The organism is Chryseobacterium sp. MEBOG07, assembly GCF_021869745.1.
GTDB classification, from domain to species: Bacteria; Bacteroidota; Bacteroidia; order Flavobacteriales; family Weeksellaceae; genus Chryseobacterium; species Chryseobacterium viscerum.
Map to the genome: position 1 here is coordinate 2,225,687 of NZ_CP084579.1, position 25,051 is coordinate 2,250,737.

Below are 25,051 nucleotides of genomic sequence, written 5' to 3' on the forward strand. Positions count from 1 at the left end.
CTATTTTTGGGGAAATATTTAGAAAATCAATGAAAAAAAATATAATAGCAGGTTTCGCAGCGATTTTATTATTGGCATCTTGTAATAAGGATAAAGAGATTCTTAATACATTAAATACCTATAATCTTTCTATGGAGGCGAAAGGATACCACTTCGGAGATAAGTTTGAGCTTCCGAAAGAGGTGACAGAAAATGCAGAAAGCGTAACGATCAGTTTCGGGGATAAAGAAACAACGGATTTGACTATTGATCCGAAATTTTTTACACTGGGTGATAATGCCGTTACATTCAATATCAAAACAAAAGGGGGGGAAGTCCTGAACCAGGATGCTACCATCAATGTATTTGCAAAAAATCCTGAAAAAAATATCACATATCAGATTGTAGCAGAATATCCTCATGATCCTAAAAATTTTGTACAGGGATTCCAGATCGAAGGAAACACCATCTATGAAAGTGACGGGCAAAACGGATCTTCTCAGATTTTAAAATATACGTTGGGAACAACCACTCCGCTTGCTTCTACCAAACAGGCTCAGGAAGACTTTTCTGAAGGAAGTACCATCGTAGGAGATAAAGTATATCAATTGACATGGCAGAGTAAAAAAGGATATATCTATGATAAAAGTTCTTTAAAGCTGTTGTCAGAATTTGCTTATCCTAATGTATTGGGAGAAGGTTGGGGATTGACGTATGACGGAAAAAGCCTTATCGCTTCTGACGGGAGTAAACTATTGTATTTCCTCGACGTAAATAACCCTTCAAAACTGATCAAATATATTGCTGTTGCAGGAAGTTCTCAGGCATATGACCAATTGAATGAACTGGAATTCCACAACGGATTTATCTATGCGAATGTATGGCAGAAGCCAATTGTTTTAAAGATCAACCCTGCCAATGGAGAAGTCGTTGGAACGTTTGACTTTACAGAAATTGCAAAACAGAATACCAAAGGAAGTGATGATGTATTGAACGGAATTACCTTCAAAGGAGATAATATGCTGGTAACAGGGAAAAACTGGCCAAAGATCTATGAAGTTCAGATCAAATAAGATCTTCATGGATTAATGAAAAATATAGTAGCGCTCTATGGGGCGCTATTTTCCTTTTTAAGGATTAAAATTTTAGTATTTTTGATAAATGATTAACAATTTTATTAAGCGAAATATCACTGTTGGTTTTGTCGCAGTTCTTTTGCTGGCCTCATGTAGTAACAACGAAAAAATGCTTGATTCTCTGGCAGATTATAACAACTCAAAAGAGAAAAAAGGCTATCATTTCGGAGATAAAATTGAATTGCCGAAAGAAATTACAGAAAATACAGAAAGCATAGCGGTCAGCTTCAGAGATAAAGAAACAACGGACTTAACAATTGATCCGAAGTTTTTCACTTTGGGAGATAACAATGTCATCTTTATCATCAAAACAAAAGGAGGTGAAGTCCTGAATCAGGATGCTACCATCAATGTGTTTTCAAAAATCCCCGAACAGAATATTCCCTACAAAATAGTAGCCGATTACCCTCATGATCCCAAAAACTTTATTGAAGGTTTTCTGATTGAAGGGAATACAGTATATGAAAGTGACGGGATGAAAGGATCTTCCCAGCTTATAAAATATACTTTAGGATCGGCTGTTCCCAAAATTGTCGCAAAGCAGCCTGCTGAGATTTTCTCGGAAGGTTGTACCATTGTAGGAGATAAGGTGTATCAATTGACGTATCAGAATAAAATTGGTTTTGTTTATGATAAAAACACGTTGAAAAAAATATCTGAATTTCCATTGCCTGATGCAATTGGAGAAGGATGGGGACTGACCTATGATGGGAATAACCTGATCGCTACAGATGGTTCAAAGAATCTTTATTTTCTAGATATCAATGATCCTTCAAAAGTAGTGAAAACTATAGCTGTTGCCGGAAATTCAGAGCTTTATACTCAGCTCAATGAGCTTGAATACCACAATGGTTTTATCTATTCCAATGTTTGGCATAAACCAGTTATTTTGAAGATTAATCCAGCAACCGGAGAAGTTGTAGGGAAGTTTGATTTTACCCAACTGACAAAGGAGAATAGTGGAGGAGACAGTGAACATGTTTTAAATGGAATTGCATTTAAAGGGGACAACATGCTGGTGACAGGTAAAAACTGGTCAAAAATTTATGAAATTTCTTTTAAGTAACCTTCAATATATCAAAAGGTTTACATGGGGTAGAATGTTCTTTTTTCATCGACAAGATGGTCTCGATTTTGCTTAATAGTAAAGAAGATTCTATTAGGTTTTACCCTCTTTTGGATGAAATTATTTTTCAGTATATTCAACACATTAAAAAAACAGAGTGAAGTTTTTAAACATACTATTCTTTTTCCTTTTCTGTACGGTTTCGGCGCAGAATATTATTCCTTTGGATACTTTAAAATTGAAGGAAGCCAAAGATATGCTTGCCGATGACTACGGAAGTCTGTATATCTATAAAAGCAAAGATTTTAGTTTTACCAAATATGACTCTTTAGGAAAGCAGATTGGCAAAATGATGTTTACTGTTCCCTACAAAGTGCAGTCGGTTCAAAATCCTCTGAATGTGCCTTTGTTTTCTGAAAATGCACAGGATATGAAATTCGTAGACCAGAATATGAATGAAATTCAAAAGCTGGATTTTAAGCAGAAATTTGGTTTTATAAGAATGGCTTATGCTGAAGATCAGCAACAGTTGTGGCTTCTGGATGACAGTACAAAACGACTGATACAGTATAATTTTCGAAACGATACAACCATCAATTCATACCCTTTTGACATTAGTTTTGAGGATCTGACGGATATGTTGGTCTATGAAAATAAAGTCTATATTTTAACGAGAAAACACATCAGGATTTATAGCCTGAAATTTGAAAAGCTTTTCGAAGCACCCTTAGATAACGGGAAAAGATTTAGAAGAGAGAATGATGCCATTCTGGTCATTGCGAATAATTTCATTTCGCAATATGTTCCTGAAAAAGGAATGGTAACCGTTTTTGAAGATCAGGATGCACAAATTGTGGATAAAAACATCCTTTCTTATTTTGAAATCAAAGGGAACAAACTCTATCTTTACAGCCTTGAAAAAGTAAAGAAAGCCAAACAGCAAAAACAGCTGGACGCTCAGCCGGAAACTCTACAGCCCTCTACAGAAAAACCCGTAGAAAAAACTGAAGAAAAACCCAATGAGAATACAGTAGAGAAACCTTCAGACAATACCCTACAGAAATTGATTGAAGATGTTTCCGAAGTTCAGTCTGTAGAAGTAGAAAAGCTTATTAATCAGTAAATACAAGGAAAAAGAATATGCATATTGCAGTTACCGGAAACATCGGAGCAGGAAAAACAACTTTGACGACGATGCTTTCTAAGCATTACGGATGGGATGCACAATTTGAAGACGTAGATCACAATCCTTATCTGGAAGACTTTTATTCAGATATGAGCAAGTGGAGTTTTGCACTGCAGGTATATTTCCTGGGAAGCAGATTCCGTCAGGTGAAGGAGATCAGAGAAAGTGGTAAGAATATCATTCAGGACCGTACCATTTATGAAGATGCCCATATTTTTGCAGAAAACTTAAATGATATGAATCTTCTTTCGGACAGAGATTTCAATAATTACTCGTCCGTTTTTGATTTGATGAAGTCTTTTGTATCGGCTCCAGATCTGCTTATCTATTTGAAATCAGATGTTCCCAATCTGGTAAAAAAAATCTACAAAAGAGGTCGTGAGTACGAAGCATCTATCAGTATTGAATACCTTTCAAAGCTGAACCAGAAATATGAAAAATGGATCTCCAATTATACAGAAGGAAAGCTTCTGATCGTTGAAGTGGATGATCTTGATTTTGTTGAAAAGCCGGAAGATTTCGGGCTGATTCTGGAGAAAATTGAAACAGAACTTCACGGGCTGTTTTAACATATTTTTATCAGAACATTAAGACATACTCAATTTAATTCTTTCTAAATTTGTTTAAAACAAGTTTAACTTTTTGAATAATTATATCATGGTAGTTAAAGTTTTACATAACGGGAACTGTTCAAAGTCAAATGCCGTACTGGAGTATCTTGACGAAAACGGAGTACCTTTTGAGATCATTAATATTGTTGAGGATCCGTTAAGTATTCTTGAGATAAGAACTGTACTGAAAAAACTGAATCAGAGTGTTTTTCATATCATTCGTAAAACAGATAAGATGTATCTTGAAAATTACGCAGATAAAAATTATCCTGAAGAAGAATGGATCAGGATTCTTTCTGAAAATCCATCCTTGATCCAAAGGCCAATTTTGGTAAAAGGCTCAGTCGCGATGCTGGGAAGGCCTATTGAAAATGTGAAATTCTTTATTGAGAAATAAAATAGCAAAAAAAATCCGTTCTATAGAAGAGCGGATTTTTTTATTTTATGGAGCTTTCTTTTCATTTTGGGTTCCCATGATAGCATTATATAAAGCTTCCAGCTCTTTTGGAGGGTAGCCGGAGTCGAAACTTCCAGAAGTGTAATCCGTTCCATTGGAAGTAATAATAATGGTAGCTGCCAATGCACGGTCAGAATGCCTTCCTGTGGTTGGTGATGGGAGATCTGCTATTTTGGATAAGGCAATACTTTCCGCCAGCTTGGAGATGTTTTTCCATTCTGAAGGAGTGGTCTTAGAGTTATCTATCACTTCGTTCGTATTCACTGTTTTTGAAGATGAGGTAAGAACAATGCTTTTGCTGAATCCTCTTGTTCTCTCCGTTAACTGGATCTTTTCAATTCTTTGTTTCTGGACTTCAGAGGTGATATTCGCTTCGTTATTTCCCCTGTTGTTTTGATGCATACAGCTGGTGGAAGATATTCCCAAAATAACATTAAATAGGATCAATTGGATGTTCATGCTGTTCTTGTTTATTTTTTATACAATAAAAAACCGTTTCATTACTATGAAACGGTCTGTGTTTTTATAATAGAATAACGCCTTCTATTTTTGCAACTTCCTGATAAATTGTTACAACCTGGTTCGCATCCAAAACAAATGCATTAATGTTACAGGCAGTGTATTTTCCATTTTTACTTTCACGGTTTCCTAATGTGAATCTGATACCATCAAAAACCTTATAAATTTCAGTAAGTTTTGACTGATCTGTAGGAATAATAAATTTAAATAAATAATCTTCCGGAAAATCATGATGATCCTCCAGTTTCTCCTTCAAAGACTTATAAAAATCTTCAGGATTTGCGTGTTGATTTCCTTGTAATATGTCCATCTCCAATTGTTAATATAATATAAATATAACGAAATTTCTCTTATTTTCCAAATGGTCCTAGCAGAGATTTGGAGTTCTGGTGCTCATAATCTTCAATAATATTGAATAATCCATTGACTAGTTGTTCAGAAGCCAACTGGCTCAATCCACCTGAGTTCACTGTATTTTTACTTCCTCCTAAAAGACCGCTTAGAAAATTACTTCCCGATAATGCTGAATTGATTGTTTTTACAATTCCATATTCATTCAGTTTCTCATCTACTTTGGGAGCAATAGCAGAAATAAGTTGCTGGGAGGTCTTTTCCTTCAGGATCTGTGTAGCAGTAGTTCCCTGCATGATTCTTGTTACATCCTGAGCGTTCAGGCTGTTTACAGCATCCTGTAAAATAGGTTTTGAGGTGTTTACTGTATAAGCTGCTGCCTGTGCAATATAATCTCTCTCTTTAGCTACCAGCGACGGAGCTACTTTTTCCAGCATAGAGTTGATGTCTCTCAGTTCTTTTGGAAGTGCTTTGTCTACCATATTATTCTGAAGAAAGGCCTCTTTGTTTCCGTAGATTCCCATTCCTTTATCAATACCATTGAGCAGGATTCTTTTAATAATAGAAAGCCCCATGTCTGATGTGGCCAGTGATGTACAAGATTGTACAGTGGTGGTAATGACAGCACCAGTCCCGATCAAAAGAGCGGCTGCAATGATATATTTTTTCATTGATCTTTTTATTGTTTATTTCCTAAATGCTTTTCTCAAAAACTGCACCAAAGGTAATTACTATTCTCTATTTAACAAAATATTAAATTCAAGTGCTTGTTTGGTGAATTTTTGTGTTAAAAATGTTAATTTGCTATTAATAATTTGCTATTTAATTCATAATTATTTTGAATATAAAATTATAAAACTTGATGAGTTGTCGGGTTTTGTCTAATAAAAGGTGATAATTTTTAAATGTTTAAGATAAATTAACATTGTAGGATATTTTTTATATTTTTGGCTAATGTCTTTTTTTGAGATTTTAAATAACTCCACTATTTAAGACAGGTACAAATTTGAATTTATTTGAATAAAATTGAAACTATATGAAACAAAGTAACTTAAAGTACTCATGTCTCATTGCTGTTCTGTACTTCGGTATGAATGTCAATGCACAGACTACTCCAAAAGATACGACTGCCAAAGAGCAGAAGATCGAGGAAGTAGTTTTGATCGGATATGGGTCTCAGAAAAAAGAAAACGTGACGGGAAGTATCGGAATGATTTCAGCAAAGGATCTTGCCGATAAACCGAACGCTAACCCAATAAGTTCAATACAAGGTAAATTATCCGGTGTACAGATTCTAAATTCCGGTACGCCTGGAAGCTCACCAAGAGTAGATATCAGGGGAGTAGGTTCCCTTACTGGTAAAACAGTATTCATTGTTGATGGAATGATCACAGATGACATCTCTTTCCTTGGTTCTCAGGATATTGAATCCATGAGTGTTTTGAAAGATCCTTCCAGTTTAGCAATCTTCGGAGCTAGAGCGGCCAACGGAGCTGTAATTATTAAAACAAAAACAGGAAGAGGGAAACCAATATTCAATTTCAATTCTTATTTAGGAATTAAGAAGGTTACCAATGTTCCTAAGATGGTTAATTCCGACCAATACATTCAGCTTTATAATGAGAAGCTGATGAATGATAACGGAAATCTTAATGGAGCACTTTCCAGAGCAAATTTCCCTGCAGATACAGATTGGTTCAACGAAATTTTCAGAACAAGTATCATTAATTCCAATGATTTTTCTGCTTCTGGAAGCTTAGGAAAGCTTAATTATTATGCGAGTATAGGGAATTTACAGGATGAAGGTAATATTGCTGCAGGAGGAGGAATCAATTCAGGATCAGGATTTAATAGGTTTAATACCAAATTAAATCTTAGCTATAAGATTACTGACAACCTGACCATCGGTAACAATTTTACATTTTCTAAAATGCGTACTGATCAGGCAAAAAATCCTTTACTGAATGCTTATAATGCACCTTCTATTTTCTCTGTGATGAATCCAGGTACAGGAGGTTATCAATACTTTAACGGATATTCTATCCCAAATCCAAGAGCTGTATTAGATCTATATCGTTCTCAGATCAGACAAGAAAGACTTTTAAATAATATTTGGGCAGAATATAAGTTTTTGGATGACTTTACTTTAAGAATAAGCTATACAACAGATAATTATAATAAAAACGAGTATGAGTATACTCCTACATTCGGTTATGTTCCTGTTTCTGATCAGAAGCCTAATAAATTGATCACAAGAGATTCAAGAAGCAGAAATTATATCTGGGATAATACCTTAAGCTGGAAAAAATCATTAGGAGATCATAATCTTGAAATTCTTGCCGGGTTCTCTAGAACAAGAAACTCTTATGCTCAGACTTATAGAGATGCCAATAATGTATATTATAATGGTAACAATGAATCCTTAAATGTATTTAATGGAACGGAAGTTTTTTCCACTACTTATGATCCTTTAAGAACAGTAGTTCCTTATCAGGATAGAATAGAATCTATGTTTGGTAGAATTAATTATGATTATAAGGGAAAATATTTACTTAACGGATCTGTGCGAAGAGATGGTACTTCTAAGTATTCTTCAGGGGATAGACACAGAATATTCCCTGCAGTAAGTGCCGGTTGGGTTATCTCGAAAGAAAATTTCATGAGTGACCAAAACCTGTTTAGTTTATTAAAATTAAGAGCGAGCTGGGGTAAACTAGGAAACCCTGATGTAACAAGAGCATATACCCTTGTTACCTCTATTTTCAAAGAAGGTGCTTATTTTGGAAATACAGGATTCCCGGCACAAACCATTGATCAGGTTATTGATCCAAATATTGGTTGGGAGACTACCACGGGTAGGGATATTGGTTTAGAAATGGGCTTATTCAATAATAAATTGAAAATTGATGCCACCTATTTTGATAAAGATACTAAAGATGTAGTATATGGTGTTGTACAAGGTACAGTTTCCGGTGCAAGTAACTGGAATAACTTTATTACAAACGCCTATTCATTTAATAACAGAGGTTTTGAAGTATCTGTAAATTATGATACTAAAATTTCAGATAAAGTAAAATTAGGAGTCTATGGTAACCTTACCACCCTTAAAAATAAAATTACTTCCGTATATGAAGGTTCTTATCTGAATACAGGGGCGAGCTTATTTGGAAATTCTATTGTAAGATTACAAAACGGACAGGCTGTAGGATCATATTATGGTTATCAGGTTGATGGGGTATTCCAAACTGACGCAGAAGCTGCTGCATCAGGTCAGACTGGGGCAAAAGCAGGATGGCTTAAGTTTGCAGATATGGATGGAAATGGAGTTGTTGATTCCAGAGATAAAACATTTTTAGGAAGCCCGATTCCGAAAGGAACTTATGGTTTCGGAGTTAATTTAAATGTTTATGATTTTGATATTGCAGTAGATTTCCAGGGAGTATTCGGAAATAAAATCTATAACTATAACCGCGAACAGCGTTATGGAAATGAAAACTGGGATCTTGATTTCTACAATAACAGATGGAATGGTGCAGGGACATCCAATGCATATCCAATGACTACCAATAATCAGTCTGTTATTCTTCCAAGCAGTTTCTTTGTGGAAGATGGAAGTTATTTCAGAATCAGAAATATTACGGTAGGGTATAATTTACCGAAAGACTTTGCAAAATCCTTATTGCTTACGAAATTCAGACTTTATCTAAGTGCTCAGAACCCTTGGACAAGCTTTAAATACCACGGATTCTCTCCTGAGATTATGAATACAGACAGAGTACAAATGGGGGTTGATAATAATATTTATCCAATTTCAGCCATTTATACAATCGGTATGAACTTAACATTTTAATTAGAAGAACATGAAAAAAATATTTTTATCCGTCGCTTTATTTTCTTTAGTGATAAGTTGTAAAGAGGATTATCTGGATATAAAACAGGAAGAAGCTACAGAAGCAGGATCTTTTTTTAAGACTCAGGAAGATGCAATGCAGGCTACTAATGCGATTTATATATTTTTAAGAAGTTGGGAAAATTCAGCTTTCCCTTATCAGTTTGTATTCGGTGTACCGGCAGATGATGTGGTGAAAGGATCTAACCCTGGGGATGGATCTTTTATTAATGCTTATGATCAATTTACGTATACAGTAGGTGATGAAGGAGTAAGAGGGTATTGGATAGGACAATGGCAGGCTGTGAACAGATGTAATCAAGTGATTACCAATGTTCCGAAAATTGAAATGGATGCCACTTTAAAGACAAGATTGATTGCTGAAGCAAAAATGCTGAGAGCCTATTTCTATTTTAATTTATTAAGAATTTATGGTGGAGTTCCTATTTTTGATGGTATTCCTTCTACCTATAAAGTTCCTAGAAACTCTGCAGAAGAAGTGTATAACTTTATTATTTCAGATCTTACCAGTGCTGCAGCTATCCTTCCTCAGAGCTATGCAGCGGCTGATCTTGGAAGAGTAACTAAAGGAGCAGCTTTAGGATTGCTTTCAAAAGTTTATCTGTACAAAAAAGATTGGCAGAAAGCATACGAGACTTCTAATCAGGTAATGTCTATGGGGTATGATTTAGATCCAGATTTCAATCATGTATTCAGAATCGCAGGAGAATTTGGAAAAGAATCAGTATTTGAAGTAAACTGTGAATGTTCATCTCAATTCGGAGGTAGTCAATATGCTCAGGTACAAGGAGTAAGAGATCAGTTTGGATGGGGATTCTTTACTCCTTCTCAAGCATTGGAAAATGCATTTGAGCCAGGAGATATCAGAAAAGAATTAACAATTCTTAGAAATGGTGAAACGACACCGGAAGGAGATCTTATTGCAATGGGAGATCCGAATTCTGTAACAACGTTCAATCAAAAGGTATATCTTCCAAAAGCTCTTAATAACAGTGCTTGTGACTATGGTTCAAGACAAAATATCAGAATTCTGAGATTTGCTGAGATTCTGTTAATTAATGCAGAAGCAGCTAATGAAATGGGTAATACCTCTACAGCAACTACCAACCTTAATAAGGTAAGAACAAGAGCTCAATTAGCAGGAACCACGGCTACAACGCAAGGAGCATTAAGAACAGCAATCTGGCATGAGCGTAGAGTAGAGCTTGCTATGGAAGGTGATCGTTTTGTAGACCTTGTAAGAACAGGGCAGGCGGCTACTGTACTTGCTTCTTATGGATTCAAAGCAGGGAAGAACGAATTATTCCCGATTCCATTGGATGCAATGAATGAAAGTACAGGATTGTTTACACAGAATCCTGGCTATTAAAAATAAATCATAAACATTAGAGGAGAATGAAAGTTCTCCTCTTCTTTTAGAACCCAATAAAAGAGATCTCATGAAAAGGAACCTATTATCAATTGCCGTTACCTCTTTATTCTTTGTGTATTCCTGTAAAAATGCTTCTGTAGCAAAACAGGAAATTGGAAAAACTGAAGCTGTAAAAAGTAATATTACTGATGAACAGCTGATGGACAGAGTACAGAAAGATGCCTTTAAGTATTTTTGGGACTATGCTGAACCAAAGTCGATGTTAGGAAGAGAACGTTATCATGAAGACAATATTTATCCGGATAATGATAAACATGTTATCACTACAGGAGGCTCAGGATTCGGATTGGCAACGATTCTGGTAGGGGTAGAAAGAGGATTTGTTCCGAGGAAAGATGCTGTAAAAAGACTTACACATATCATGGATTTTCTGGCAAAGGCAGATCGTCACAAAGGAGCCTGGTCACATTGGATCAACGGAGAGACAGGAAAAACTGTTCCTTTCGGTAAAAAAGATAATGGAGGTGACCTTGTGGAAACCGCATTCCTTACTTCAGGAATACTGATGGTTCGTGAGTATTTTAAAAATGGAACTCCGGAAGAAAAAGCATTAGCTGCAAAATGCGATGAGCTATGGAAGGGAATTCAATGGAACTGGTATACCAAAGGAGGTGAAAAAGTATTGTATTGGCACTGGTCACCAGAATACCAATGGGAAATGAATTTTCCTCTCGAAGGATACAATGAATGTCTCATTACCTATATTTTAGCAGCCTCTTCGCCAACTTATTCTATCGATGCGGAGACGTATTATAAAGGTTGGACCAGAAATGGAACTTACCTTTCAGATAAAGAAAAATACGGACTTCCAATGTACGTGAAACACAATGGAGCTGAAGAATATGGAGGACCATTATTCTGGACGCAATATTCATACATTGGCTTAGATCCAACAAATTTATCTGATAAATTAATTAAAAATTATTTTGATTTAAATAAAAATCAAGTCCTTATCGACTACAAATACTGTGTTGAGAATCCAAAACAATGGAAAGGCTACGGACCAAATTATTGGGGGTTAACAGCCGGATATTCAAGGAATAAAGATGGAAGTGTTGGTTACGATGCTCACTTTCCACAAAATGACCACGGTGTAATCACTCCTACAGCTGCATTGAGCAGTTTTCCGTATTCACCCAAAGAGTCAATGGCTTTCCTGAGGTTCATCTATACCCAAAAGCCGGAATTCATCGGTTCTGCAGGTCCTTACGATGCCACTTCGATCAATTATGACAATTGGACGACACCAAGATATTTAGCGATCGATCAGGGAACAATTGCTCCAATGATCGAAAACTACAGAACAGGATTTTTATGGAAATTATTCATGAATGCTCCGGAAATCCAACAGGGATTGAAAAAATTAAGCTTCCAGTCAGCCAAATATGGAATAAAATAATTCAATAGAAATGGGCTTTAGCCTGTTTAAATAAAAAAGATCAAATCCATTGGCTTTAGCCAAAACCTAAATAACAATATGAAACTAAAATTGAAACATCTTCCCCTTTTACTCCTGCCGTTTTCAATGCAAATGAATGCGCAGGAAATAAAAGGAGAATTAAATAAAGAAATTAAAAGGACAGAAAAAATGCCCTACATTCTGGATTATCCTCAGAATACAAAAGGAAATGTACCCTTGATTGTCTTTCTTCATGGTTCCGGTGAACGTGGAAATAATCTTGAGCTGGTAAAAGCACACAGCCCGTTTACGTATAAAAACCTGATCAAAGAACCGGTGGCTATTTTGGCCCCGCAATGTCCCGAAGGGGTATGGTGGGATACTGTTACGGTCTACAATCTGATCAAGGAAATTCAGAAGAAATATAAAATTGATGCATCCCGTATATATCTTACAGGACTTTCTATGGGAGGTTGGGGAACTTTGAAGCTGGCAATGGAACATCCGGAAATGTTTGCTGCAGTAGCTTCAGTTTGTGCCCCTACAGATCAGGTAATGACGGCTAATATCCATCAATTTAAAGATTTGAATATGAAAATGTTTCAAGGCGGAATGGATGATATTGTACTTCCGGAAAATGCTTTTAATTTTTATCAAAAGCTGCATCCGGTAAATCCAACTGCAGAATTGGTTATTTTCCCGAATGACAATCACAATTCATGGGACTCAGCCTATTCAAACCCGCAGCTTTATGAATGGATGCTGTCCAAAAAGAAAGAAAAGTAACCAGACACACAATAATTGAAGAAAAAAAATCCGTTGAATTAAAAAATATAAAACAATAATTTAAGAAGATAGATTTATGAAAAAGTTAATTGTAATCGCCACTTTAGCATTGGCACCTGTTTTTTCAGCCCAGGAAATGGTAACAAAGCCCGTTCAGGCTTATCAGACGGCTCAATATCAGGCTAAAAAGAAAGCTTTTGTAGACAACCTTTTGTCAAAAATGACATTAGACGAAAAGATCGGACAGCTTAACTTACCAAGTTCAGGCGATTTTACTACAGGATTGGCTAAAAGTTCCGACATCGGTAAAAAAGTTGAACAAGGTTTAGTCGGTGGACTATTCAATATAAAAGGAGCTGAAAAAATCAGAGCCGTTCAGAAAGTAGCGGTAGAAAATAGCCGTCTTAAAATCCCTTTGATCTTCGGAATGGATGTTATTCACGGTTATGAAACGACATTCCCAATTCCATTAGGTGTAGCTGCTTCATGGGATATGAATTTAGTTCAGCAGTCAGCAAGAGTAGCAGCAAAAGAAGCCTCTTCTGATGGGATCAACTGGACATTTTCTCCAATGGTGGATATTTCCCGTGAGCCAAGATGGGGTAGAGTTTCCGAAGGTTCCGGTGAAGATCCGTATTTAGGAAGTGAAATTGCTAAAAATATGGTGTATGGTTACCAGGGCAAAGATCTTGCAAATGGTACAAATATACTGGCTTGTGTAAAGCACTTTGCATTATATGGAGCTGGTGAATCCGGTAGAGATTACAACACGGTTGATATGAGTCATGTGAGAATGTTTAACGAATATTTTCCTCCTTATAAAGCGGCTGTAGATGCAGGGGTAGCTTCTGTAATGGCTTCTTTCAATGAAGTAGACGGAGTTCCTGCAACAGGAAGCAGATGGCTTCAAACAGAAGTTTTAAGAAATAAATGGAACTTTAAAGGTTTTGTGGTAACCGATTATACCGGTATCAACGAAATGGTTGACCATGGAATGGGAGATCTTCAGCAGGTTTCTGCATTGGCATTGAAAGCAGGTGTTGATATGGATATGGTAGGAGAAGGTTTTTTAACAACATTAAAAAAATCTTTATCTGAAGGAAAAGTAACACAGGCTGAAATCGATTTGGCAGCAAAAAGAGTTCTTGAATCAAAATATGATTTAGGATTATTTACAGATCCGTATAAATATGGTGATGCAAAACTGGCAGCAAAAGAGGTTTACAGCATGGAAAATAGAAATATTGCAAGAAATGTTGCGGCTCAGTCAATGGTTTTGATGAAAAATGAAAATCAGGTTCTTCCTTTGAAAAAATCTGGAACTGTTGCGGTAATCGGACCATTGGTGAACAACTCACTCAACATGGCCGGAACATGGAGTGTAGCTGCAAAACATGATAAAGCTGTCAACTTGATGCAAGGTCTTCAGGCAAGCTATGGAAAAGAAGTGAAATTCCTTTCTGCAAAAGGTGCCAACATCGATTATGATGCCAAATTGGAGGATATCTATGCAGCGCATGGAAAGAAAACAGACCGGGATAACCGTTCTAAAGAAGAACTTTTAAAAGAAGCGGTAGATATAGCCAATAAAGCAGACGTTATCGTTCTTGCTATTGGAGAATCTGCAGAAATGAGTGGAGAATCTTCTTCAAGAACTGAAATTACAATTCCTCAATCCCAGGTTAATTTATTAAATGAATTAAAGAAAACCGGAAAACCAATTGCGATGGTTCTTTTCACAGGTCGCCCACTAGCTTTAACCAATGTGAAAGATACTCCTGATTCTATTTTGAATGCATGGTTTGCAGGATCTGAAGCTGGAAATGCAATTGCTGATGTCTTATTTGGAAAAGTAAACCCATCAGGAAAACTTCCGATGACTTTCCCAAGAAGCCTTGGACAGGTTCCTATTTATTATAATGCTAAAAATACGGGTCGCCCATTGAGTCAGGAACTTACTGATAAATGTGAATATCAAAGATTCCGTTCCAACTATATGGATGAATGTAACACTCCATTGTATCCGTTTGGATTTGGTTTAAGCTATACGAAATTCGGATATTCGGACATCGCGGTATCGAATACAAACCCTAAAGGAAATCAAACGATTCAGGCATCGGTTACTATAACCAATGATGGAAATTATGATGGGGCAGAAGTCGTTCAGCTATATATCAGAGACATGGTAGGGAGTATCACAAGACCAGTAAAAGAACTGAAAGGCTTCCAGAAAGTATTTTTGAAAAAAGGAGAATCTAAAAAAGTTACTTTTGATATCACTCCTGAAACTCTTAAATTTTACAACGGAGATTTGAAATATGACTGGGAATCAGGTGAGTTTGATGTTATGATTGGTACCAGCTCTGCTGATGTAAAGCATTCAAAGATCAATTGGACTAAGTAATAAAAAAGAAATTTATTCACAGAAATGTGTGTTATGGTTTGTTTGGCATGATTTTTAATAATAACTCGGTAACTATTATTATATAAAAAAATCAATATGAAAAAAACAATTTTCCTTAGCGCAATGTTCCTTGGTTCTTTAGTATTTGCACAACAAACACATGTTGTAGGTGCAGACAGAGATGCACATGGATGTATTGGTTCTGCAGGGTATACCTACTCTCAGATTAAAAAAGACTGTGTAAGAACTTTTGAACAAAAGATCAAGCTAACAGAAGTTGATCCGAAAGGAAGTTCTACTTCAATAGCTGCTGTTATTTTTAGCAAAGACATGAAAAAAGCTGAGGTTTTCGTTAAGGATACTGAAGCAGGAAGCATCATCCTAACCAGAGCAGGAGGTAAAGCTAAAGCTTGGAAAAAGGACGGCTATGTATTGGTTCCTTTCAAAAAAAGCGGATACCAGCTTAAAAAAGATAATGTTGTGATCTATCAATAAGACTAGATTGCAAAAAATAGAAAGCTACTCGTATGAGTGGCTTTTTTTGTAACTTAGAGCAAAACTAATACCCAGTTTGGGGACATAGTTTTACCCATCAAAAAACAAAAAATCTTATATATGAAAAAAACAATTTTATTCAGTGCCGTATTTCTTTGTTCCTTAGTTGTTGCACAAAAAAAAGCTCCAGTAGTAGGAGGAGATAGAGATGTTCACGGTTGTATCGGTTCTGCCGGATATACCTATTCACAATTAAAAAATGATTGTGTAAAAACTTTCAATCAGAAAATAAAACTAAAAGAAGTAAGTTCAGATAAAAGTTATACTTCTATGACCGCAGTTATTTTCAATAAAGACATGAAAAAAGCTGAAGTCTTCATCCCGGATGGAGCTGCGAAAAGCATTATCCTGAATAAAGAAGGAAAAGAAAAAATCTGGAAAAGCGGAACTCACATTAAAGACAGTTATGTTTTAGCTCCTCACAAAAAAAGCTACCAAATTAAGAAAAATGACGTAGTAATTTACGAATAAGATCAGATTTCAAAGAATAGAAAACCACTCGTAAGAGTGGTTTTTTTTTGGTGGGTATATAACTAATTAGTTTCAAATAGATTTTTATACGACAATTTCTGCCGCTAAGTAGAGATAATTTTACATGAGAATAACACAGACTTTACTCCATCATAAAGAAGATTTAATTATTAATAGTATGATTTACAGCAAACTGCATTAAGTTGATTTTCGTGTTTCAAAAACTATTAAATTCACACCGTTTCAATAAACTAATTACTAATTCAGAAAACAACAACACAGGAATGAAAAAATCTATATCGGTGCATTCACCTTATGCACGGTTTTGGGCATCTCTGCCCAGGAAGTGGTATGGCAGAAAGACATCAAATCCTCTACACAGGATTTTCTAAGCCAGGTCACCACAACCATTGATCAGCAGTATTTGATCACGGGAAGCTCTATTCAAAGCAATAAACAGCAGGCTTCAGGAAGCAAACAAAACAACGGTTACGATTTCCATTTGGTTAAACTCAATCAGCAAGGAAATGAAGTTTGGGAAAAATACTTTTCAGGGCAAAATCATGATTATTTATCAGCCACAGTTACCACACAGGACGGCGGATTTCTTTTAGCCGGAACCTCCTATTCGGGGAAAGGATTGGATAAAAAAGAGGATTCGAAAGGCGGATCAGACATCTGGCTGATCAGAATCAATGAATTCGGAGATGAACTATGGCAAAAAACCTTGGGAAGCTCTTCTGATGAAGAAGCCAGAGCGGTGATTCAAACAACCGATTTAGGATTCTTTGTTGCCGGAAATATACAAAACGCTGCAAAAGGTTACGGTTCCAAAGATGTCTTGATTATGAGACTTGATAAAGACGGAAAAGAATTATCACAATTAATTTTAGGCGGAAAAGGTTTAGACGAATTCGAGAAAATTATTCCAACGAAGGACGGCGGAGCTTTACTGGGAATTTATTCAAGAAGCGGATCCGTTAAAGCAACCCATCAGCAATCAATAATCAATAGTAATGCTCCGTCTGAAAAACCTGCAGCCCGCAACCTGCTATCTACAACCTCAAAACAAAGCGACAACTTCGGTGAGGGCGACTATTGGAGTGTAAAGCTCGATAAAAACGGAAAAGTAGAGTGGGAAAAGAACTTTGGAGGAAAAGGAGATGATCACATCAGAACTCTGGCCTTAACTTCAAATGGTTTCATCATTGGTGGCGAATCCAGATCAGAAAGATCAGGAAACAAAACCGTAGGCATTGAAGAAGGAACAGATCTTTGGCTGATTTCTTTAAACGAAAGAGGGGATGAACAGTGGCAGAAATCCTACAATTTCAAGAACCGTGATATTTTAATGAGTATGAGTGTCCTTCATTCTGCAGATGACAAATCTTCCAAAGGAATCTTATTGGGAGGCTACACTCAGGCTGAAGGAAGAATACAAACAGATGACGAAACCTTCTGGATGCTGTACTTAGATCAGAATGGTAATGAACAGTGGAGAAAGCATATCACCGGAGAATCCAGGAAGAAGGAGGAAAGGCTTTCTGATTTAAAACTCAATAGGGATGGTTCCATTATTCTGGCCGGAACCAGTGCAGAAGAACTGGGTAAAGAGAACTGGAAGATTGTGAAATTGGGAGACAAGCAGGTTGACCAGTTGATCGAAAAATATGATATCAAAATCTATCCAAACCCAGTTTCAGATTATGCTTATGTAGAAATCGGTTTTGATTTTAAAGATGCAGATATTCTCTTGTATGATATGAGCGGAAGACAGCTTCAAAGTATAAAAACCAAGAACAGAGTGACTAAGATCAATACCCAAGCTTTGATTCAGGGAGCTTATCTGGTGACTATAAAAACCGAGACGAATAAGACAGCGAATGCCAAATTAATCAAGAAATAAAAACACAATGAAAAAGAATATAACAAGTTTGTTTTTCTGCTTATCCATGGGAACAGCATTAGCGCAAACTACAGGAAGTAAACCGTCCACCCTTCCTAATATCATTCCTCCATCTGCTGAGTCTTATAAACTCGGATCCTTTGGAAATCTTCCGGTAAGTCTTTTCACAGGAAATGCCAATGTAGATATTCCTGTAACATTCTTCGCAACTGAAAATATCAATATTCCCATCAGGCTCAATTATTTTTCCAATGGAATAAAAGTAGATGATATGAACGGCTCTACAGGATTGGGCTGGACTATGGTTTCAGGAGGAGTAATTACTCGGGTAATCCGTGATCTTCCGGATGAAAACAATCTGTCTAATGTTTCTATTCCTACCAATTTTGATGATATAGGGGCTAATAATCCCATTGCCATGCAGTTTTTTCAGGATGCTTCCAATGATAATGTAGATACGGAACAGGATTTATATATGGCCAATTTTGGCGGAATGCAAATCAAATTTATCTTTGACAAGAAAGGAATTCCAGTCATATATTCCCAAAAGGATGTCGTTATTGAAGGGGTAAGTGGTGGGGATTCATTTACCATTACCACTGAAGAGGGTACTAAATACTATTTTACGGATAAGGAATCAACCTCCAACCGCACAGCTGGTGCAGGACACTCTTTGATCAGTATTTCTACAACTGCCTGGTATTTGACAAAAATTGAAGATACCTCTACCGGAGAAATTGTATTTATTGAGAATGTGGACGGCGGATATACAGCGACTATGAGCCAGTCGCAGACTTTATCTTATACCAGTCCCAACGGAGGACCTATGTTTTCTTCCTGTGGAAACCCCGCATTTATAAGATACCCGCAGGTCAGTGAGTTGATCAGCCACAACCAGACGGTCAATGGCAAGCAGATCAAAAGAATATACAGTAACAATCCATCCTATGGAGAAATTATTTTTGACTATCTGCAATCGGGAGGCAGCAGTGATTATAAACGTTTGCAAAAGGTCACCAAAAAAGTGAATAATAGCATAATCAATGATGTTATCTTAAATTATACCTTAACTTCTAATAACCGATTGTTTCTGGGTTCTGTTTCTGATAGTGTGTTAGGCAGCCTGCACAGTTTTCAATATAATCTGCCCGATCAGTTTCCGCCGAGGCTTTCATTTAATAGGGATGAATGGGGGTATTTCAATGCGGCTACATACAATTCCAATTTGATCCCTTATATTCCAAAAATTATGAATTGGAACGGCTATCAGGCTTCTCTGAGAGGTGTTGACCCTTCTAAAACTTCTATCGGAATGCTCCAAAAGATTACGTACCCTACTAAAGGATATTCAGAATTTTTCTATGAAAATAATTCAGTTGTAGAAAAGAATGTAGTGCTTATTCCGGAAAGTAAAACCGGGGTCCAGATTGGTGCGGAAAAAGGAAGCAGCGGTCCGCAGGTAAGTAACTCTACAACATTTATGCCTGTTAAAGATGAGGAGATTACCATAGGCGGAGGAGCATGGTTCAATAGTGATAAATGTGATTCTCAATGGGAAGTAGCAGGTAAGCACCGTGCTGTAGCCAATCTTAAACGTGCCAATGGGCAAAGCGTTACTCTTTATCAAAAAACGCCTAGCGGCATGCTCACCAGTCCAACTACTTCCCTAACGCTTCCGGCCCCCTATGCTTATTATGCACTGGTTCAAAAAAATGAAGTACTAACCCTAAATCTCAGTACACTTTTTGTGTGCGTGCAGGCAGAAGCAGCAGCAAGCTATACTGAGGCTCTTGAAGTGAGAGGAGACAGAGAGGCACCTATCGGGGGAGTAAGAATTGCTAAAATTGTGGACACTGCAGAAAATGGGGTGGCTTCAACCAGAAAGTTTGTTTACCATGATCTGGGTGAGCAGACCACTGAAGCTATTGTGCTAAGAGAACCCCAATTTGAAGAACAGCTGTATTATACAAGAACATGCAATAGTCTTCCTAATCCGGGGAATAACGGAGGTAATGTGCCGATGGGGGTGGAGAGGTTCCCATACTATACCATCACCTCAACCAATATCAATCAGCTCTTTGCGACCCATCCCAATGTATTTTATAAAACGGTACAGGAAATTGTAGATGGAAAATCAAATATCATACATTGTTATTCAACAGAATCGGATGATTTTGGTAAAGTACTCTATGGAAATAATATCAGAAACTCAGTGCTGACTAATTTTGGTTGGAATAATGGCAAGGAGAAATTGACGAAATATTTCGATGGCGGAAATAATTTGGTTCGGACTGTTGAGATGAACTATGAAGAAGATAATAGCCGTAAATATCAGGTAGATGGTTTTTCAATCAGAAAGAATTATGATAATCCGGTAGGGCAGAATGTAACAAAAACCTGTACAGCTGAAGACATTACCAGAACAGTAGATTATACTTATTGTATCACTAATCATTCCCATCATTACAGTACCACAGATTGGTACAAAAACTGCCATGCCACAGGTGCCAATAACATAACTATGACTTATAAAGATGTCTGTTTTGGAAAAAATGTAGGCGAAGTGATTGCTTTTGCTGATCAACTGGACAATCTTGACATTATGCAGTATAAGAACATTTCTCGTTTCGAATATCTGAAGTCCCAGAAAACAACAGACTATCTGAATGGAACTGCGATGAAAACAGAAACCCAGTATTTCTATGGTAATCCAAAACATACTCAGGTGACGAGCCAGAAAACTATTTTTCCGGATCTGTCCACAGCAGAAAAAACATATCAGTATGCTCATGAGAAAGGGAACCAACTGATGATCGGTAAAAATATGGTGGGTATTCCATTGGAAACAAAGTCGCAACAAACCGTAGATAATATCACCAAAGTGACATCAAGGGAAGAAACGATTTATCCAACCACTTTACCCAGTGCGGTGACCGGAATTTTAGTACTTCCGTTATCAGAATATTCTTATGACAATTTGAATCCTGCTGTTTCTTCCAAGGATGTGAGCTATGATAAATATGATGAAGCCGGAAATATTCTCCAATACAGACAAAAAGACAGTACACCTGTAAGTATTGTTTGGGGTTACAATAAAACCAAGCCGATTGCAAAAATTGTAGGAGCCTTATACAGCCAGGTGGAAGGTTTGATTGCTAATATCGTAGCTAAATCCAATGAAGATGCTGCTGACCCAACCAAAGAAGCGGAACTTCTATTGGCTCTTGATGCCTTTCAGCCCGTTGGAATGACTACTAAGTATACCTACGATCCTTTGGTGGGGGTAACCACGATAACACCACCATCAGGAGTTAGGGAACTTTATGTTTATGATAATGGCAACCGATTGAAGCAGGTTCAGGTAAGAGAAAGAGATAATGCAGGAGGATACAGCTATAAGGTAGTCAAAGAATTCAAGTATAACTATAAGCCGTAAACACCAATGAAAAAAATACAACTATTAGGTCTGCTGTTTACAGTGATGGTGACCTATGCACAAAGTACAACAGAAAACTTTATACAATCCAAAACCTGCCTAAGCGGTGATTGTAGTAAGAAAATAGAAACTATTACTTATTTCGATGGGTTGGGAAGACCCAAACAAATTGTCAGTGTAAAATCAACTACTACCGGAAAAGACCTGGTTACCCCTTTCACTTATGATGGGTTTGGCAGACAAGTCAAGGATATTCTTCCTGTTCCGGCTAATACCCTCAATTCTGCTATTCATACTGGGATTGTGAATGAGAGTACGGCTAATTCTTATTATGGAGTGGTCAATGCCTATACAGAAAAAGAAATTGAAAATTCTCCTTTAGACAGGGTACTACAATTGGCTCAGCCGGGAGATCCATGGAAGATGGGAGCCGGACATACCCAAAAGTATAAATATGAAGTAAACCAAGGCACAGAGGTAAAGAAATTTATTACCAGTACTACCACCAGTACGGTAGGAACAGATAATAAAACAATTTCCTCGGTATCTTTAGCACCAGGTAATGGCTTTTATGATGCAGGAATTCTGTATAAAAATACAGTAACCGATGAAGACGGAACTCCGGTAATACAGTTTCAGAATGGACGTGGTGAAATTGTACTGGTACGCAGAACTGATGGATCACAGAACATTGATACTTATTATGTCTACAACGAATATGGGCAAAAAGCATTTGTAATTCCTGCTCTGGCGGTAAAGAAAATAGAACAGAATAACAATGCTGTTTCCACGGATATTTTGAACAGCCTGTGCTACCAGTATCGATATGATGGACTGGGCAGACAGGTAGAGAAAAGGTTGCCAGGAAGGGATGATTGGGAATCAGTGGTGTATGATGCTGCGAACCGCCCGGTCCTTACTCAGGATGTAAACCTAAAGAATAAAGGACAATGGCTGCTCATCAAGTATGATGGCTTTGGGCGTGTTGCTTACACAGGACTTATAGCTGGTGGAGACAGGGCTGCAATGCAAAGCCAGATCGGCAGTCAGGTGATTAGCGAAAGCCAGACAGACAGGGTGGGGTTTGACAAAAATGGGCTCATGGTATATTATACCAACAATTTCCTTTCAGGGTTTCCCACGCTGCTTACCGTCAATTACTATGACAGCTATCCAAGGGATGCCAAAGAATTTCCTCCTGCGAAGATCCTTGATCAGTTTGTAATCAACCCTGATCCGACACAGAATGGAGGTATCAATACGTCCGGACTTCCAACAGCTTCTTATGTAAAAAATATAGAAGATGACAACTGGACGAAAACCTATTTCTACTACAATACCAAAGGGCAGAAAGTAGGTGAGAAAAGTTGGAACCATTTGGGTGGATACACCAAAAAAGAGTTTAAGCTTGATTTCTCAGGTTCTGTGGATGAAAGCTATACCTATCACAAAAAAGGAACTTCAGATGCTGAGCTTGTTATCAAAGAAAGGTTTGTATATGACGATCAGAAAAGACTACTAAAACATTATCACCAAGTAAATACTCAGCCAGAAGAATTATTGGTGGAAAATACTTACAATGATCTGGGACAGCTTACCAATAAAAAAACAGGTAATACTACCGGGACACCCTTACAGTCTATAGACCAAACCTATAATATCAGAGGATGGCTTACGAAAGTAAATGATCCTCTGAATTTAAACGGGAAACTTTTCGCTTATGAGCTTAAATACCACAATCCTGCTTATTCTACAGTTTCTGCCGGAAAATACAATGGGAATATTGCAGAGATAGACTGGGCAAGTGCTGATAATGGAATCTTCAGAAGGTATAATTATCAGTATGATGGATTAGATCGGTTGAAAAATGGAATTTATTCTGAACCTAACGCAACAGTTCCCCAAAATAATTATTACAATGAATCTTTGAGCTATGACGTAAACGGAAATATTCAGACCCTTAAAAGAAATAGGCTATTGCAGGGGCTTGGGGCACAACAGATAGATGACCTTAGTTACATATATTCAGGGAACAGACTTAATACAGTAAGTGATGCTTCGGGCAATTATGCGGGCTATCCAGCCTATGTGCCAACTGCAATTCCCTATGATGGCAATGGTAATATGATCAACCATCAGGATAGAGGAATATTACAAATAGATTATAATTATCTGAATCTTCCCAACTACATAAAATTTAATAAAACATATGTCACCCATGATTTCGAGAATACTTATAATGTAAATACAAAATATCTGTATAATGCTGGCGGAACTAAGCTTAGAAAAGTCTATACCTCCGGAACAGGAAGAGCTCAGATGGAGGTTGTCAACACAACTGATTATTTAGACGGATTTCAGTATAGTAATGATGTATTAAGTTTTGTTCCTACCTCAGAAGGCTATTATGATTTCGTTCAAAATAAGTATATTTACAATTATACCGATCAGGTAGGGAACATCAGATTAGCGTATTATAAAGATGCTTCCGGAAACCTGAAAATAGACAGAACCACTCACTATTATCCTTTTGGGTTAGAGTTTGGAGGGGATTTGAATATTTCGCTTTCAATATCTCCAAACTACAAGTATTCTACCCAAGGACAGGAGAAGCAGACAGAAACAGGATGGAGTTCTTACCGATGGAGAAATTATGATCCTGCGATGGGAAGGTTCTTCAATGTGGATCCGTTGAGTGAAAAGTACACTTATCAGTCACATTATAATTTCTCAGAGAACAGAGTTGTTGATGCAAGAGAGTTGGAAGGTTTAGAGCGTATAAGCATCCATACTGCAAGCTATGCTCCTTTCGATTCATTCGGAGGACCTCTACCAGCACTTACGTATTATGGGAATCATTGGGGGTTTAGAGTTCAAGGGCCATTTGCGGGAGACGGTGCTGATAGAAAACCTGGTACCAATCCAAATGCTTCATCCAAAATCTATGGAAGAGTAGATTTGGACTTAGGGGCAAATTCGGCTAAAGATGCATTAGTAAATGTTGTGGCTAGAGGGTCACATTCTAAAGATTTATCCTCAGGAGAGACCACCCTATCTGAAGCTTCTTTAACGGTATCCTTGGTTAAAGATGAAAATCAGGTTAATTTAGATATGCATCTTTCAGGCAATAATGATTTGGTTACTCTTTCTCCTGATATAGATGTTAAGCCTTCAATGACAATAGCAACAACTTCACTTTCAGGCGGTAATAAAATGTTGCATATTAGAGGAACTGTATCTGGTGATCATTTTCCGGCGAATGAAACTTATATTACAGGCCAAAATGGTCAAGGTGTAACCTTAGGAAATTCTGGACCTCTTGGTGGAAAAATAAAAGGTCCAACCACGTCATTGCCAGGAGATAATAATAGACCAATGTCTCAGTTTAATAAAATAATTTATTTAGATAAGGATAATAATATAATTCAACCTCCAAAAAATTGGTAA

General features: G+C 37.1%; 18 protein-coding genes. 15 read left to right on the forward strand and 3 right to left on the reverse strand.

The window, feature by feature from the left end; all coding sequences use genetic code 11:
• Positions 1-29 precede the first annotated feature (29 nt).
• The 5 genes from LF886_RS10135 to LF886_RS10155 all read left to right on the forward strand — a co-directional run bounded on the left by LF886_RS10135 (position 30) and on the right by LF886_RS10155 (position 4,375).
• Positions 30-1,052, forward strand: a complete 1,023-nt coding sequence (locus LF886_RS10135) for a glutaminyl-peptide cyclotransferase (protein ID WP_236853988.1) — start codon at positions 30-32, stop codon at positions 1,050-1,052.
• Positions 1,053-1,155: 103 nt separating this feature from the next.
• Entirely contained in the window at positions 1,156-2,181 is a 1,026-nt protein-coding gene (locus tag LF886_RS10140) for a glutaminyl-peptide cyclotransferase (RefSeq protein WP_236854305.1), read from the forward strand.
• Between the two features lie 157 nt (positions 2,182-2,338).
• Complete coding sequence (locus LF886_RS10145; RefSeq protein WP_236853989.1) at positions 2,339-3,304, forward strand: hypothetical protein; 966 nt, start codon at positions 2,339-2,341, stop codon at positions 3,302-3,304.
• A gap of 17 nt (positions 3,305-3,321) precedes the next feature.
• Positions 3,322-3,936, forward strand: coding sequence for a deoxynucleoside kinase (locus tag LF886_RS10150; RefSeq protein ID WP_103235575.1), 615 nt, complete (start codon positions 3,322-3,324; stop codon positions 3,934-3,936).
• Between the two features lie 88 nt (positions 3,937-4,024).
• Positions 4,025-4,375 (forward strand): ArsC/Spx/MgsR family protein, encoded by a 351-nt coding sequence (locus tag LF886_RS10155; protein ID WP_236853990.1) that lies wholly within the window; start codon positions 4,025-4,027, stop codon positions 4,373-4,375.
• 45 nt (positions 4,376-4,420) lie between these two features.
• Here the strand turns inward: LF886_RS10155 and LF886_RS10160 are convergent, their stop codons facing one another.
• From LF886_RS10160 to LF886_RS10170, 3 genes are all read right to left on the reverse strand, one after another.
• On the reverse strand, positions 4,421-4,894 hold the full coding sequence (locus LF886_RS10160) for a hypothetical protein (protein WP_236853991.1): 474 nt from the start codon (positions 4,892-4,894) through the stop codon (positions 4,421-4,423).
• A gap of 64 nt (positions 4,895-4,958) precedes the next feature.
• Complete coding sequence (locus tag LF886_RS10165) at positions 4,959-5,264, reverse strand: DUF493 family protein (RefSeq protein WP_103233488.1); 306 nt, start codon at positions 5,262-5,264, stop codon at positions 4,959-4,961.
• Positions 5,265-5,304: 40 nt separating this feature from the next.
• On the reverse strand, positions 5,305-5,976 hold the full coding sequence (locus tag LF886_RS10170) for a DUF4197 family protein (protein ID WP_236853992.1): 672 nt from the start codon (positions 5,974-5,976) through the stop codon (positions 5,305-5,307).
• A gap of 365 nt (positions 5,977-6,341) precedes the next feature.
• On the opposite strand from LF886_RS10170, the gene LF886_RS10175 reads away from it, so the two are divergent.
• From LF886_RS10175 to LF886_RS10220, 10 genes are all read left to right on the forward strand, one after another.
• Entirely contained in the window at positions 6,342-9,155 is a 2,814-nt protein-coding gene (locus LF886_RS10175) for a SusC/RagA family TonB-linked outer membrane protein (RefSeq protein WP_236853993.1), read from the forward strand.
• 10 nt (positions 9,156-9,165) lie between these two features.
• Positions 9,166-10,584, forward strand: a complete 1,419-nt coding sequence (locus tag LF886_RS10180) for a RagB/SusD family nutrient uptake outer membrane protein (RefSeq protein ID WP_236853994.1) — start codon at positions 9,166-9,168, stop codon at positions 10,582-10,584.
• A 70-nt stretch (positions 10,585-10,654) separates the two neighbouring features.
• Positions 10,655-12,046 carry a glucoamylase family protein gene (locus LF886_RS10185; protein WP_236853995.1) on the forward strand — a complete coding sequence of 464 codons (1,392 nt, stop codon included), beginning with the start codon at positions 10,655-10,657 and terminating at the stop codon, positions 12,044-12,046.
• 78 nt (positions 12,047-12,124) lie between these two features.
• Complete coding sequence (locus LF886_RS10190) at positions 12,125-12,832, forward strand: prolyl oligopeptidase family serine peptidase (protein ID WP_236853996.1); 708 nt, start codon at positions 12,125-12,127, stop codon at positions 12,830-12,832.
• A 76-nt stretch (positions 12,833-12,908) separates the two neighbouring features.
• Complete coding sequence (gene bglX / locus LF886_RS10195; RefSeq protein WP_236853997.1) at positions 12,909-15,236, forward strand: beta-glucosidase BglX; 2,328 nt, start codon at positions 12,909-12,911, stop codon at positions 15,234-15,236.
• 96 nt (positions 15,237-15,332) lie between these two features.
• Positions 15,333-15,731, forward strand: a complete 399-nt coding sequence (locus tag LF886_RS10200; protein WP_236853998.1) for a hypothetical protein — start codon at positions 15,333-15,335, stop codon at positions 15,729-15,731.
• Positions 15,732-15,851: 120 nt separating this feature from the next.
• On the forward strand, positions 15,852-16,262 hold the full coding sequence (locus LF886_RS10205) for a hypothetical protein (protein WP_236853999.1): 411 nt from the start codon (positions 15,852-15,854) through the stop codon (positions 16,260-16,262).
• 325 nt (positions 16,263-16,587) lie between these two features.
• The gene (locus LF886_RS10210; RefSeq protein WP_236854000.1) at positions 16,588-18,168 is read left to right on the forward strand and encodes a T9SS type A sorting domain-containing protein; all 1,581 of its coding nucleotides are present in this window, start codon (positions 16,588-16,590) and stop codon (positions 18,166-18,168) included.
• Between the two features lie 7 nt (positions 18,169-18,175).
• On the forward strand, positions 18,176-21,604 hold the full coding sequence (locus tag LF886_RS10215) for a hypothetical protein (RefSeq protein WP_236854001.1): 3,429 nt from the start codon (positions 18,176-18,178) through the stop codon (positions 21,602-21,604).
• A gap of 6 nt (positions 21,605-21,610) precedes the next feature.
• Positions 21,611-25,051: a DUF6443 domain-containing protein gene (locus LF886_RS10220; protein WP_236854002.1), complete on the forward strand. Its 3,441-nt coding sequence runs from the start codon at positions 21,611-21,613 to the stop codon at positions 25,049-25,051.